The following is a 14545-nucleotide window of genomic DNA, read 5'->3' as shown; positions in this document are numbered from 1 at the left end:
GTGGCTAACTCACAAAATCAAAAATTAAACGGCTGACTGTTTCTGGGTGCGTCATATGAATACAGTGGCCATGCGCACTAATAACCTTAAGTGTTGCATTTGAAATTTCATTCGCTACAAACTCCCCAACAGAAGGCGCGGCTAAAGCATCATTTTCACTTTGTAAAATTAAAGTAGGCTGTTTTATATGTTCAAGTATAAAACGGTAGTCGGATAAAAACGTGGCTTCTGCAAAGGTTTTTGCAATAAGGGGATCGGTTGAGCAAAAACTTCCCGATAGTTCCGCTATAAATTCATCTGGATGAGAGTTGCCCATTACTAGAGGCGCTAAATAATTAGCCCAACCAATGTAATTTTTATCCATTAGGTTTAGTAATTCGTGAAGGTCTTGTTTTTCAAATCCACCAAAATAATCAGGGGGTAAATTTAAAAAGCACGGTGAGGGGCACACCATAACCAGCTTAGAAAATAGCTCTGGTTGCTCAATGGCAGCAAGTGCGCCAATGGTGCCACTAACCGAGTGGCCTATAAATGTAATATCGGTAAGTTCAAGTGCGGCACATATTTCTAGTACGTCTTTGGCATACCCATCAAGGGTTGAGTAGCGCTGTTTATTATATTTAGACACATCAGAGTTACCTGAGCCTACATAATCAAACAGCACTAAAGTAAAATGTTGTTCAAGGGCAGGAATAATAAATCGCCACATGTTTTGGTCGCAACCAAATCCGTGAGCCAACACCAAGGTTTTATCACCCTTGCCAATTATTTTGACGTTGTTTCTGCTGAGTATTTCATTTAAATGTTGCATGCTGAATTATCCCTTTCTTATTTCAACTTATTAATGGTAGTTCAACTACGAGCCGAAACTACTATTTTAACACTAAATGTAGTTTAACTTATTATAAAGCTTTAAACATCAATTAGTTAGTTTAAAAATAATCAAGGGGCAAAGTACATACTATTTTATTGAATAAGTGTAATTAATTATTTCGCTTATCTATAAAAACAATGCCTTTTTAACATTAAATTACAATCGTATAGCCAGTGTTAGCATAATGACTAATTAATATGCCTAATACAAACAGTTAGTTTTGGTGCTCATACTGTCCGCGATATACTTCAAATACTTTTAGCACGGTGTGTTGTTCTTTTGAAAGAGAGTCAAACCAGTCATCAAATAACTCATCATCTTCTTGTTCGCTTAATGCTAAATAATGAGCAAGCAATTCAATGATATCGTTATGAGAACATGCGAGTGAGTCAACTTGTTTTGCCAATACACTATGATCGCGCTCCCTTAGAGTGTCCATAACTCCTTGGTCGATTTGGTCCTGTTTTGTTTGAGCGTCACTCATAAACTACCTCTATTCTACGTGTTTAAATTTTTATTATTTTTTTTGCTGAAACTAGTTATAGCAGCCTAAATACTAATAGCCAGTACTTTTGATCTAAGTGCTTATTTTTTGACTAGATTGTGCAAATACGCAGCAATTACGGTGCATTAAAGACTATTTAACCAAAGTTCAAGCTATTTAAAATGATTTGCAAAGGGAAATTAAATGCGCTAAATTAAATGATATACTATCACATAACATTAAAGGCGTTTAATGAAACCAAATATTCACCCTGATTACCATGTGGTTGCTTTTCATGATACTGCAGCCGATTCATATTTCATTATAGGTTCAACCATCAAAACCGACCGCACTATCGAAATAGACGGTAATACATATCCCTATGTGCCTATTGATGTTTCATCTGACTCACACCCATTTTATACAGGCAAACAAAAAACGCTCGCATCTGATGGCCGCGTTGCGCAATTTAATCGTCGTTTTAAAAACTTATCTTCGGCTAAAAAGGAAAGCAAATGAAAGTATTAAGTTCATTAAAAAGCGCAAAGCAACGACCTGGTTGTCAAATTGTAAAGCGTAAAGGGCGCGTGTTCGTGATATGTAAAGATAATCCTAGATTTAAGGCCGTACAGGGTATGAAGAAAAAATAGTGGGATAAAATAATAATGCCGAGTTTATTACTCGGCATTATTGTTAAAGGGTATTTACTTTACTTCAACAGAAAACTCAGGCACTGCCTGAATAACCTTTTTCACGGTACATGTATTTACAGCAGCAATAAGTGCTTTTTTATATTTATCGGGGAAACCTTCAGGCAACCCAATTTCAATAGAAAAACGTTTTTTACCGTTTTCATCTACATTCTCGTTATTTTGTGTCAGCGTCATGCCGTCGGTTGAGATCTCTCTTTGCTGACAAAATTTACGCGCATAAAAACCAGCGCACAAAACCATGCTAACCAAAAAATAGTCAAATGGTTCTGGGTGCTCTGCCCCACCACCGGCATTGATGCTTTGATCGCTTATTACTTCATGCTCACCAAACTTAGCACTCAACTTTTGACCGTCTAACATTGAAACTGAAATTTCCATTGCTAATCCTTATTTTCCAAACAGTAATTCAAAAAAGCCTGGAGGCTCATATAATTTATGATATTTTTTGCGTAAATTATCGATGGCTTTAAGTGGTTTTTTTGCAGCTTCGAGTCCCTGCTCATTCGCTACTTTTTTTGCCAACTGGGCTTGAACCAGTACTTTATCGAGCCCTTGCACCGACTTCTCAGCTTCTTTATAAAATTTGGCTTTCTTACCTTGCTCTATCAATCCAATAAATTGATCGATAGCACCATTAAATTCTTGCAGCTGGGTTGCTTCAACACTTTGTTTATAAGCCAGCCCAATATTTTTCATGGTCTTTTCTAAATCACTTACGTCATTAGCGGCAACTGTTTGACTAAAGAGTAATACTATTAACAATAAAACTGCTTTCATTCATAAATCCTAAAAAAATTAATTGCTGCATACATGCTAAACTTACTGGGGTATTATATAGCATAACGCTTAGATGTCACCACGGAGCTAGTTAGCAAGGTAAAAATCGAGCTTTATAAAATCTATAGAGAAACATATGCCTTTGTTTAAATTATACCGCCTGATAACTTATACCTGCCTGCTATTCAGTAGTTACAGTATTAATGCCTTAGAGATCATATTCATCAATCCTGGCTTTTCAAATTCAACTGAAGCTAATAGCAATAAAACCGGTGATTTTTGGTTTCATGTTTCTAAAATTATGCAAAATGCTGCCACAGATTTAGATGTGACATTAACTATAAAATACGCCAATCGAAATCATATTTTAATGAAAGAGCTGATCCAGCAGGCCATTAACGATAAGCCTGATTACCTGTTATTGGTAAACGAAAAAAATGTCACCAGCCAATACCTATCTAAAATAGACAGTAACAAGGTTCCCATTTATTTTTTATTAAATCGTCCTTCCCCTGCGTCTCTCGAGCAATTGCAAAAAAATGGCGTCAATGTGGTCGGCAGTATTACCCCAAATAATCGTGTTGCAGGTAAATCATTGATGCAGCAGCTTTATAAAAAGTTTACCAATAAAACAAAAACGCCAGCTCATACATTAGCTTTACTAGGGGACTACACAACCCCTGCTTCCACTTTACGTACCCAAGGGTTAATGGATTTTTTAGTGCAAACATCCAAAGTAACCTTAACCGCTAAAGAGGTTGCAAATTGGTCTGAGCAAGAAGGCTATATAAAAACCATGGCCTATATGCAACTTGCGCCTGAAATTAACATTATTTGGTGCGCTAATGATGCCATTGCGTTTGGTGCTAAAAGAGCATTAACGCAACTAAACAAACAATCGCAGGTTATTGTGGGTGGGATTAACTGGGATTCTGCGCCTAATAACGCATACACGCTTGATATATCGATAGGGGGTCATGTTTTATTAGGGGCTCATGCAATTATAAACTTATTTGATAACCATACTGATTTAAAGCATTGGCCACTTTTTCACAGCACTAATGATATTTTTCAGCCACTCAACGATACAAATAAGCCTTTATATAATGCAATTAATGCGAATAACCTAGCCGAAATAGACTTTTCGCAGTTTAGTAAAACCCGCCCAGACAAAGTTGAATTTACTATAGAAAACTTACTACTCGCGCTTGAGTAATGTAACTGTAAAGCCCCTTTACAGTTACATTGATTACTTTAAACGTCGTTAATTATGCCCTATTAGATAACCAGAGTGTTTGATACGGTGCTAATTGCATAGTTTTAAGCTCTTCATCCAGCACTGTTTTAGAGAGCAGCTCATGCCATTGCTGTGTATTTATTAAGTTCAAATCGGCCAAGGTTAAGCTTTGTGGCTGACTGCTGATATTATAAATACAAAAAATACTTTGCTGGCGGTCAATGCTTTGTCGCCAAAAACCAAATAACCCCTCTCCTAAATGCAAAGTGAACTGTGTTGCATTAGGATGAAATGCCGCTTGCCTTTTACGCACTGCTAATAACTGTTTTACTCCGTTGAATACTTGATGATGATGACTATATTTTTCTGCAATTGCCGCTAATAATTTTGACTCTTGCCATCGATGACGGTTAATGGCGCGATTGTGCTGCGAATTATCAAAGCGTTCATAGTCATTAGTGGTGCCAAGTAAACTATGTATATACAGCCCTGGGATCCCCTCCATTGCAAACATAATGGCGTGAGCACATAAAAAGCGCTCAAGGCCAAATTTATCCGCGCCATTATGCGTCCCTTGTAAGGCATCAAACAAGGCAATATTTAGCTCATACGGGGTATGTGTGCCATCGTGACTAGTACGCATTGAAACGCGCCCACCAAACTGCATGGTGGTACTGACTAATGAAGCAACCTCACTGGGTTGCAGCAAGCCTTCAATTGGCCTTAAACCAATGCCATCGTGAGAAGCAATAAAATTAAAATACGCAGTGCCGTTTTGTGCAGGCGGCATACTCATCATCCAATGCTTAAGCGCCGTACTATCGCCACTAAGTAAGGTATGCAACAACAACGGCGGCAAGGCAAAGTTGTAAATTGCATGGGCTTCGTTGGCATTACCAAAGTAAGACAAGTTCTCCTGATTGGGAATATTAGTCTCCGTGATGATCACCACGCTTGGCTCGGCATGCTCAATCAGCGTTCGTAATAAACGCACTACTTCGTGGGTTTGTGGTAAGTTTATACAACTGGTATTGAGTTGTTTCCATAAAAAGGCCACAGCATCAAGGCGAAATAAGCGAATACCGTTGTCTAAATAATGACGAATAATGCCGACAAACTCTTTTAACACCTCGGGGTTTTCAAAATCAAAATCCACTTGATCATGACTAAATGTGCACCATACATGTTTTTCACCACTGGTTGTTGTTACCGTATTTAATAGTGGCGACGTACGAGGACGAACAACTTGGCTTAAATCGTCAGTTAAACTGGCTGTTTTAAAGTAATCTTTTCCGGGGTGTGTGTCGGTTAAAAAGTTTTCAAACCAAATACTTCGACTAGAGCAATGATTAATGACTAAATCAGCCATCAGTTTTACATCATTTGCAATCGCGTTAATGTCTTGCCAGTCGCCCAGCGCTTCATTAACGTGTGCATAGTTCATCACCGCAAACCCTTCATCTGAGCTATACGGATAAAAGGGTAAAATGTGCAGTGCATTAAGCTGATGATCGCACTGCTCTTTTATAAAGCGATGCAAGGTTTTTAAAGGCGCCTCTAAAGGGGTGCCTACGGCTAAATCACTGTCTTCATGGTTTATTATCGAATCGCCATAGGCAATTAGCACAACATCTTGTTCATCCCAGCGGTTAGTGTGTGGCGTGGGATCGCGAAGTGGGTTATCACCTAAAATTAAGGTGATCAATTCTTCAGTCAATTCGCTTATTGCTATCGGTAATTCAACATCTTGATAAATAGCATGTAAATGTTGTTCAACTCGTTGAAAAAACTGTTCTTTAACTATACTCACAGGCGCCTCGTTTAATGATGTTAACTGTATTGCTCGTTATCTAGCTCAACGGCTTCTTTTAAACGCTCAAGTACGTCTGGCATTGCCGAGGCCACACGATTCCAACTCGGCACAAAGGGGGCTTCCATTGGGTTTTCTAAAAAGTGCTGACCAGCATTCATGATATTTTGCGCAAACATTTCAACGGCTTTTTCTTCTTGGTGAATATCAAGGGTTAAACCGTTCATTAGTGCATCATTATGATAGGTTTCAATAAAATCTAAACCAATACGGTAATATGTGGCTTTTAATGAGCGAATAGTTTCGCTGGTAAAGGTAACCCCTTGCGTTGCTAACTTTCTAAATAGTGCTTTGGTGATATCAATCGACATTTTAGAAAGGCCAGCGGTTTGGTCGTCGAGCGATAACGCCTGATGTTTATGATCGTAGTTATCCGCAATATCGACTTGGCATAATCGATTATGAGAATAATTACGATACATTTCACTTAATACGCCAATTTCTAACCCCCAGTCACTAGGAATACGAATATCGTTTAATACGTCTCGTCTAAACGAAAATTCACCGGCTAATGGGTAGCGAAACGAGTCCATGTACTCAAGGTAATCACGGCTGCCTAAAATGGTTTTAAACGAGCGCAATAACGGAGTAACCAATAACCGAGAGACACGGCCATTAATTTTTCCATTGGCGGTGCGCGGGTAAAAGCCTTTACAAAACTCATAGTTAAATCGAGGGTGTGCAACAGGGTATATTAACCGCGCTAATAAGCCTCGGTCATAAGTTAAAATATCACAGTCATGCAAGGCGATTGATTCAACCTCAGCGGTGGCTAATTTATACCCCATGCAATACCACACATTACGCCCTTTACCGAGCTCGCGTGGCGCCACACCTAAGGCTTGAAGCTCTTTGTCGAGCGCTTGTAAGCGTGGCCCGTCGTTCCAAAGTACTTTGTGGTTTTGATCAAGCGCTTTAAAAAAGTTCAGTGCATAACGATATTGGCTTTCGTCGGCTCTGTCTAAGCCTATGGTAATTTGTGATAAATAAGGTACTTTTTGCAGCTCTTTAACAATATTTTGTAGCGCGGGGCCTTCTAACTCACTAAATAATGAGGGCAAAATAAGCCCCATGGGTCGCTGCTTACTAAAACTCAGCAACTCTTTTTCTAAATCGTCTACGGGTCTGTTGGCAATATTATGTAACGTTGTAATGATGCCATTTTGATAAAAATCAGCCATGTAAACTATACTCCTCAGAACTAGGGTCTGTTGACCTTTGCGGATTAAAATTTGTTCAAACTAGGGGCGGTTTAATCGCGGCGCGAGGTTTGTAACCTAGTGGGCTAAGTAAAAACCGAGCAACAAAGAGTAAATCGCCCCTAGGCAGAACCCTTCGGGCAGCGCCTGTTTGGCATTGATGCTGCGTTATCACCTATTTATGGGGAATAACCACACCACATAGGCGCTGCCTTGCCTAAATACCAAACAGACTGCTGCAAATTTAACCTTAAAAGGTCAACAGACCCTAAATAAAATGCTGTTAATACAAGGTAATGCAGTGATTTCTTCTACCCAGCCTAACGGCGCTGGCAACTGAGAATAGCGCGCTTTGTTATGGGTTAATTTAACCGGCTTTTTACTCTCTGGATTGGCAATAATAATGGCAATATCTGCCTCTTCTAGCATTTGCTTATCGTTATCACTATCCCCAAGCGCAATAATGCTTAGCGGCTTAGTAAACTGCGCAGTAAACTGTTTCACCAGCCATTGCTGCGCCATGCTTTTATCGGTATTTTTACCAATGTGGATAAAGCGCCCGCCTACTTTAACGTCGTAGCCGTACACTGTTATTGCGTTTATAAATTCGTTAAGTTTGTGCTCTTCGCCATGCCAGCAGAGCGGATCTGAATATTGACGATTCTGTGCTTGCGCCGCCTGTATCGCGTTTAACCCTGTGATGTGCATTACCTGCTCACACGATAACTCACTGAATAAACTATATTGGTCGCTGTAGTCTTTTTTTAAATGTGTTAAATCAGCCCATAAATTGCTAATGGGCGCCGCAAATGAATAACACCAATAGCCTTGGTATTCGCTGCAGCCAATGGGTCTGAGGGTAAAGTAATTTTCAGGAATATAGACAGCCGAGCCATTTTCAACAATAAAAGGCTGTTTAATATTGAGCGCTTGTTGCAGTGCCACCACTTCACTAAACGTTTTACTGGTGTTAAATACCACCGGCACACCGCTGTATTGCAGCTCTTGTAATAAAGTGTCGACCGCTTCGGTGTTGTAGTCTCTATGATTTAGTAACGTACCATCTAAATCGGTAAAAATAATGGGCTGACCAATATTGTCGCTAGTTAACTGCATTGCGACTACATCACGGTGACTATCAAGCTCTATTAATGCATTCGCTTTGGCACTGAGGGTATTTAAATTTTCTCGGGTAATACGCTCAAAGTGAGAAATAAACCAAAGCAGCTGCTCGTCGGTCATGGTGCCTGCGCCTTGGCCTTGTTTTACGATTAGCTTGTGCTCTTGCTCTTGTCGCCATGCAAATACATCATCAAAACTCGGGGCTTTGAGCATAATTGTGTAATCGATTTTATCAAAAACGGCTTTATATTCATTGGCTAAACAGCTGTTAATACAGCGACGCCATAGTCCTTGCTGATCGTATGATTTTTCTAGCTCATTAATGGGCTCAATTAAGGTAAAAGGCTGCTGTGGCTCACTGGCTACACACCACCCTTCTAAAATAACAATATCGACTGGCTGGCTATTGGTTAACCATTTATTTTTTGCTACGGGTTCATCTTGTTGCTTGTCAAAACGTGGCAGCGGTACATTAACCTCTTTATTTAACAAGCGACTAATGGTTTTATCCATAAGGGCAACATCATGTGTGCCTGGAACTCCACGGGTGGCAAATAAACAATGCACATCTTGTGCTAGCTGCTGACGTTTTTGGGTTGATAAATAAAAGTCATCAATAGAGAGTGCGACACAATTTAGGTGGGTGTTTTGCTCAAACCAAGTCACTAAATAGTCACCAAGCGTGGTTTTTCCTGAGCCTTGGCAGCCGTTGATGGCAACAAATAAAGGCGCATTTTTTTTGCTGGTTAAAATATCCTGAGCAATCACAGAAAAATACTGCTCACTAATATATTGATATTTCAACGGCAATTGATGTTTTACTAAAAAAGCATTTATATCCACACTATTGGCCTCCAATATAACAATCCCTGATTCAACTATAGGGTATGAATAAGGAAATGCAGTTACTAGACCAATATTATTTATTGTTACTTTTTAGTAGGTTAAAAAAAAAGCGCATTTTAAATGCGCTTTTTTGGTGCAATATTTTTAACCACAGTGCAAATTTAATTCTCGTTGCTCTGTGCTTTTGGGAATACTAAATTTAATACTATGCCTAAAACAGCGCATAAGCTCACACCTTCAAGGCTGAACTGGCTGCTACCAATATGCATACCACCAATACCGCAAATTAAAATAAGCGCCACAATACTTAAATTGCGTGGTTCGCTTAAGTCATCGCCCGATTTAACTAAGGTATTTAAGCCAATAACGGCAATAGAGCCAAATAATAAAATCATTATGCCGCCCATTACAGGGACCGGAATGGTTTGCAAGCCCGCGCCCATTTTAGCCACAAACGCCAAACAAATTGCAATAATGGCAGTCCACATCATCACTTTAGGGTTAAAGTTTTTAGTTAGCATTACCGCACCGGTTACCTCTGAGTAAGTGGTGTTAGGTGGGCCGCCAAATAATGACGCAGCAGACGTGGCTAACCCATCACCAAATAAAGTGCGATGTAGCCCTGGCTTTTTCAAATAGTCTTTTTTTGTAACTTGGCTAATTGCCATCATGTCACCAATGTGTTCAATAGCAGGCGCAATTGCCACCGGCACCATAAACAAAATGGCTTGCCATTTAAACTCTGGCAGTACAAAGTTAGGCACTGCCAACCACTGTGCATTACTGACTGTTTCAAACTGTACTACACCCATAAATAACGATAGCGTGTAACCGGCAACAACACCGGCTAAAATAGGGATCAGTTTAAATACCCCTTTGCCCCACACGGCAAACACTAAAGTTACTAGTAATGAGAACATAGAAATAATAATGGCACTGTCGTAGGCAATAATTTGTGTACCACCATCGCCACTTTTACCCATGGCCATATTAACCGCAGCTGGCGCGAGTGCTAGGCCAATCACCATAATGACTGGGCCTACCACAATTGGCGGCAAAATTTTATGTAAGGTTTTTGTGCCTTTAAACTTCACCAATAAACTCAACAGCATATAAGTAAAGCCCGCTGCCATTAAGCCGCCCATAGTGGCGGGTATGCCCCACATTTGCACTGAGGCAATAATAGGTGCAATAAACGCAAATGACGAGGCTAAAAAGATAGGCACTTGGCCTTTAGTGACAAATTGAAACAACAAAGTACCTAAACCTGCGGTAAACAAGGCAACACTCGGATCAAGGCCCGTTAAAATAGGCACTAATACCAGCGCACCAAACGCTACAAATAGCATTTGGGCACCCGTTAAAATGGTTTTTATTGAAAACGTAGAATTATTTTGCACTGCTAAACCCTAGTAAACCGTACCGAAAATTTTATCACCTGCATCCCCTAATCCTGGGATAATATAGCCTTTTTCATTAAGGTGGCTATCAACTGAGGCAGTAAAAATCTCTACATCTGGGTGAGCGGCTAATGTTTTTTCAACGCCTTCAGGTGCAGCAACCAGTACGATTACTTTAATTTCTTTACAGCCCGCTTTTTTAAGCATATCGATGGTGGCGATCATAGAGCCACCAGTAGCCAGCATAGGGTCAATCACTAAGCTCAAACGCTCATCAATATTACCTACTAGCTTTTCAAAATAAGGTACTGGCTCAAGTGTTTCTTCGTTACGCTCTAAACCCACTACACTCACTTTAGCCGCTGGGAGTAATTGCATTACGCCGTCCATCATCCCAAGGCCTGCGCGTAAAATTGGCACAACGGTAATTTTTTTACCTTTAATATGCTCAACTTTAAGTTTATTACCGTCCCAACCTGTAATTTCGTTATCTTCTAATTCTAGGTTTTTAGTGGCTTCGTAAGTTAATAATGTGCCAACTTCTGAACACAACTCTCGAAAACTTTTCGTGCTAATTCCATGCGCGCGCATTAAACCTAACTTATGTTGAACAAGGGGGTGAGAAATAACGTGAATAGCCATAGTAATAAACCTAGTGATAAAAAATTTGACGTATTTTATATTAAAACAGGCCGTTTGACTGTTAATTTTAGCCCTGATTTCATAGTTCGTGCCAAAATATTTAATTTAGCCATAACTGTTCAACTTTTTGTGTTTATGAGTTGTTACTGGCTAACCAATTATTTACCTGAGCATGCATGTAGCCGTTAATTTTTTTGTGCTCGGGGCTCCACCCAAGTAAAAACCGATAAAAGTCTGCCCACGCCACCGGCCATAAATGAGCCCATTGTGCAATAACGTCATCCGCATTCACTGCTGGTTGGTAGTGACTGAGTGCGTTTTTAAACTGGCTAAAATAATAGTTGAGGTAAGTTTGTGCGTGTTTGTGAAGCTCAGAATCATCCATACCACTGGTCATAAAATACATAACATCTACCACCCCAACACCCGCACCCACATATTGAAAGTCATAACCGAGTATATGCCCTTGGCTATTAGCGGCAAAATTAGCAAGCTTGGCATCACCATGAATTAACGTTTGGTAGTCACATTGTTTTAACGCGTTATTTAATTGAGTAGCTGCCTGTTTAATATCGGACTTTTCGGGCAAGTTATTAAATTCATCAGGCCGGGTATCTAAATGCCAATAACTTCCTTGCTGCCATAAACCATCAAACTTTGTATTTAAATGAAAGGCATTTAAATGAAAGGAATGAAAATGTGCCAACCACTTTAATATGGCTTTTATATTCTCGGTGGTTGCTTGGGTGTATCCCAGCTTTGAAAAATCTTTAAACACCAAGGCAAATTCATCGCCTTTGTTGATTGCTTTAATGCATTCAATAGCTGCCGCTTGCTTGGGCAGTTTATGGCTAAATTGCTGATAAAACGTATATTCAACGTGGTAAGAGTCACGCTTTCTATTAAGCGCAAAGCTGCTTTGTTTAATTTTAGGGTGATTAATATGATCGGGTACTTTAATCGCTTTAATCACACAGGCTTGCTCATCAAGTTGACACTTCACAATTTGACCACAGCCGCTCCAAAGTGAGGTTAGGGTTTCGCCAATAGCTATACGTTCAAAATGCGGGGTAAGTAACGAAAGATAAAAAGACATAGCCAAATTAGGTTGCTAAATTTTAGTTAGTTTAACATTAGACGGTGTTTTTAATAACAGGTCTTAAAACAAAGCTCTTAATAAATAAATCCATATGGTTTTACACAAACCAGTATGTAAAAAACGAATGCTAGTTTTTGAATGGGTGGCAAAATTAACTATGCCACTACAAACTTATCGTCGAATTGAGCGCTTTACCCGCTGAAATACTTTGTTGTATCCATTTTAGTTATGGCTTTGTTTAACAATAGAAAGGATAAGACTATCAATGTCATTATTCACTGCGCCAATACTACTATTACTTAAAATCACATAACCAAAGTTAAGGTCAGTGATAGAGCGTGATAGCGAGACCCAACCACGATTAAATCCAGCAAAGCCAAGACTGCTATTCTTTGCGTCAACAACATAGCTCATACTCCAGCGCCCATTAGTGTTTGGCGCGGGCTTTATCATCAGATCAATTAATTTTTCTGGTAGTAACCCTAAACCATTATAATCACCATCGTTGTTGCGCAACACAGCCATATTAAAACGGGCTAAGTCTATTGGCGTTGTCTGTAAACCAGCTGCTGCTTTCTCATTAAAATAAACCATGCCCGTGACTTTGCCGGAATTATCGTAAGGTGTTGCCGACTTTTTGATAACTTTTTTAGTAATTTTAAAAGTAGAATCCTTCATATTTAGAGGCTTAAACACGTATTGCTGCATATAGTCTTCAAATGCCATGCCTGACACATCTTCAATTAAAAGTTGCACCACTGAATACCCACCACCAGAATAAGACCATTTTGTATCGGGCACATGAATAAGTTCAACAGATCCGGCGCCATTGTTATTGCCATTTAGTGAGTCAACTATAGATGTTAACTTTTCTGGAGACTCCCAGCCTGTATATGGGCCAAGTGACAAGCCTGAAGTGTGAGATAAGATATTTCTCAATGTTACTTTTTTTGCGTTAAACTCAGACTTAGGGATCTGCCAACGTTTGAGGTATTGGTTTATTGGCGCATCTAAATCGACTTTGCCTTGAGCTACAAGTTGCATTACTCCCCAAACAGTAACCAGCTTAGAAATAGACCCTACGTTAAACATTGTGCTTTGGGTAATCTCAGTTTTGGCTGCTACGTCGGCAAAACCATAGGATCGAAACTCTAGAACTCTATTTCCATTGACAAATGCAAGTGCAACACCAGGAGCTTTGTGTTTATCTAAAATCTTTGGTATGTCATCTTCCAAGCGCTCTGTGATCTCAGACACATCAGTAAACTCTTCAGCGGTAGCAAGACTAGCTAAAAACAATGTAAATATTATCAGTATTGATTTAATCATAACTTTCCTTAGTTCGTAAAACGCCAATATAAACAGACTTGAAATAGTTGGCTAAAATATTAAACAGTGTGAAAACAGCCAACGGTTTTTTTCGTTTGAATATTCTTACTAAATACCGTTTGTTACCGATAAGTATTTGCTTTTACCGAAACTGACATAATAAATAGTTAAAAAAAGCAATTTGAATATATTACTACCAAAAGAATTTTTAATAATAATTCCTTTGTCAGTAATTGAGGCTACAGGAAAAGTTTGGCTTGAACACCAATCTATTTTCGCTTGAATAGTTTTAGTTGAATCAGGGATGTTTACTGTTTGCGTAACCCCTCTTTTTATAGTGGCAACTTCTACGTCATCCGCAAACAACTTATAGTCTCTCGCCATATCTACAAATTGTTTTGGTCTAAAAACTTGAATATTCATCTAAACTCCATTTAGGTATTTAACGCCCCAAAAAAGGCAATACAATAGCTGGCAAAATTAGAGACGCAGGAACAAAAGCCAACTGTTTTATTCTGCTTAATGTGTTTGTTGACTAAATAAAGCTATTAGCAAGTAACCCTACGCCAAGCCCTAAACCAAATATAGAGAAGTTGCGCAATATATATACTTTTTTTGAGATATCATAAATAGTTTTACCTTTTGTTAATGACTCAACTATATAGTCTTGAGCAATTAAAGAGTTAAGAATTGAAAAACAAAAACAACCTAAAGGAATATAAACCTTTGAGCCAAAGGTAAGTACTTTTAATTGAATAAGTATAACAACAGCACCTATTATTGCTGATGATAGCCATGCATACTGTTTTAACAACTCAAAATGTAACTCTGTTGTAATTGTTTCATTTTGGATTTTATTTTTTTCTACACTTCGAGATTTCTCTGTACTATCTTCATTATTTTCGACTTGAACTGATTCTTCCATAATTAAAATAAAACTCCATATTTTGATG

General features: G+C 39.0%; 16 protein-coding genes. 3 read left to right on the top strand and 13 right to left on the bottom strand.

All coding sequences use genetic code 11. The features are described from left to right. Positions 1 to 4 precede the first annotated feature (4 nt). Complete coding sequence (locus tag AAGD16_RS17220; protein WP_013463207.1) at positions 5 to 811, bottom strand: alpha/beta fold hydrolase; 807 nt, start codon at positions 809 to 811, stop codon at positions 5 to 7. A 277-nt stretch (positions 812 to 1088) separates the two neighbouring features. Further along, positions 1089 to 1358, bottom strand: coding sequence for a hypothetical protein (locus tag AAGD16_RS17215; RefSeq protein ID WP_013463206.1), 270 nt, complete (start codon positions 1356 to 1358; stop codon positions 1089 to 1091). Between the two features lie 252 nt (positions 1359 to 1610). Here AAGD16_RS17215 and AAGD16_RS17210 point away from each other — a divergent pair, with 252 nt between their 5' ends. Then, entirely contained in the window at positions 1611 to 1877 is a 267-nt protein-coding gene (locus AAGD16_RS17210; protein ID WP_013463205.1) for a type B 50S ribosomal protein L31, read from the top strand. Beyond that, entirely contained in the window at positions 1874 to 2008 is a 135-nt protein-coding gene (gene ykgO, locus AAGD16_RS17205; protein WP_004586489.1) for a type B 50S ribosomal protein L36, read from the top strand. The genes AAGD16_RS17210 and ykgO overlap by 4 nt, the downstream gene beginning before the upstream one ends. A 54-nt stretch (positions 2009 to 2062) precedes the next feature. Here ykgO and AAGD16_RS17200 read toward each other — a convergent pair whose 3' ends face one another. Continuing rightward, a complete protein-coding gene (locus AAGD16_RS17200) occupies positions 2063 to 2449 on the bottom strand; it encodes an OsmC family protein (RefSeq protein WP_016899710.1) in 387 nt (128 codons plus the stop codon). A 9-nt stretch (positions 2450 to 2458) separates the two neighbouring features. After that, positions 2459 to 2848 (bottom strand): cytochrome b562, encoded by a 390-nt coding sequence (locus tag AAGD16_RS17195; protein WP_377115382.1) that lies wholly within the window; start codon positions 2846 to 2848, stop codon positions 2459 to 2461. 136 nt (positions 2849 to 2984) lie between these two features. Here AAGD16_RS17195 and AAGD16_RS17190 point away from each other — a divergent pair, with 136 nt between their 5' ends. Beyond that, on the top strand, positions 2985 to 4064 hold the full coding sequence (locus AAGD16_RS17190; protein WP_058155971.1) for an ABC transporter substrate-binding protein: 1080 nt from the start codon (positions 2985 to 2987) through the stop codon (positions 4062 to 4064). A 52-nt stretch (positions 4065 to 4116) separates the two neighbouring features. Here AAGD16_RS17190 and AAGD16_RS17185 read toward each other — a convergent pair whose 3' ends face one another. The 9 genes from AAGD16_RS17185 to AAGD16_RS17145 form a co-directional block, all read right to left on the bottom strand. Next, positions 4117 to 5895: a sugar phosphorylase gene (locus AAGD16_RS17185; protein WP_064663010.1), complete on the bottom strand. Its 1779-nt coding sequence runs from the start codon at positions 5893 to 5895 to the stop codon at positions 4117 to 4119. Positions 5896 to 5915: 20 nt separating this feature from the next. Continuing rightward, the gene (locus AAGD16_RS17180; RefSeq protein WP_028834751.1) at positions 5916 to 7136 is read right to left on the bottom strand and encodes a glycosyl transferase; all 1221 of its coding nucleotides are present in this window, start codon (positions 7134 to 7136) and stop codon (positions 5916 to 5918) included. Between the two features lie 276 nt (positions 7137 to 7412). Next, a complete protein-coding gene (locus tag AAGD16_RS17175) occupies positions 7413 to 9137 on the bottom strand; it encodes an HAD-IIB family hydrolase (protein ID WP_377115742.1) in 1725 nt (574 codons plus the stop codon). A 146-nt stretch (positions 9138 to 9283) separates the two neighbouring features. Beyond that, positions 9284 to 10522 (bottom strand): uracil-xanthine permease family protein, encoded by a 1239-nt coding sequence (locus AAGD16_RS17170; RefSeq protein ID WP_028834749.1) that lies wholly within the window; start codon positions 10520 to 10522, stop codon positions 9284 to 9286. A gap of 9 nt (positions 10523 to 10531) precedes the next feature. Further along, positions 10532 to 11164: a uracil phosphoribosyltransferase gene (gene upp, locus AAGD16_RS17165; protein WP_008115315.1), complete on the bottom strand. Its 633-nt coding sequence runs from the start codon at positions 11162 to 11164 to the stop codon at positions 10532 to 10534. Positions 11165 to 11297: 133 nt separating this feature from the next. Then, positions 11298 to 12260 carry a kinase gene (locus tag AAGD16_RS17160; protein WP_377115376.1) on the bottom strand — a complete coding sequence of 321 codons (963 nt, stop codon included), beginning with the start codon at positions 12258 to 12260 and terminating at the stop codon, positions 11298 to 11300. A gap of 225 nt (positions 12261 to 12485) precedes the next feature. Then, entirely contained in the window at positions 12486 to 13592 is a 1107-nt protein-coding gene (locus AAGD16_RS17155) for a serine hydrolase (RefSeq protein WP_055011978.1), read from the bottom strand. Positions 13593 to 13700: 108 nt separating this feature from the next. Next, on the bottom strand, positions 13701 to 14015 hold the full coding sequence (locus AAGD16_RS17150) for a hypothetical protein (protein ID WP_008466158.1): 315 nt from the start codon (positions 14013 to 14015) through the stop codon (positions 13701 to 13703). Positions 14016 to 14127: 112 nt separating this feature from the next. Continuing rightward, the gene (locus AAGD16_RS17145) at positions 14128 to 14517 is read right to left on the bottom strand and encodes a hypothetical protein (RefSeq protein ID WP_377115372.1); all 390 of its coding nucleotides are present in this window, start codon (positions 14515 to 14517) and stop codon (positions 14128 to 14130) included. Between the last annotated feature and the right edge of the window lie 28 nt (positions 14518 to 14545).

This window comes from Pseudoalteromonas sp. M58, from assembly GCF_042604605.1.
GTDB lineage: Bacteria > Pseudomonadota > Gammaproteobacteria > Enterobacterales > Alteromonadaceae > Pseudoalteromonas > Pseudoalteromonas tetraodonis.
The sequence above is the reverse complement of the archived record's forward strand: the minus strand, read 5'-3'. Positions and strand labels throughout refer to the sequence as shown.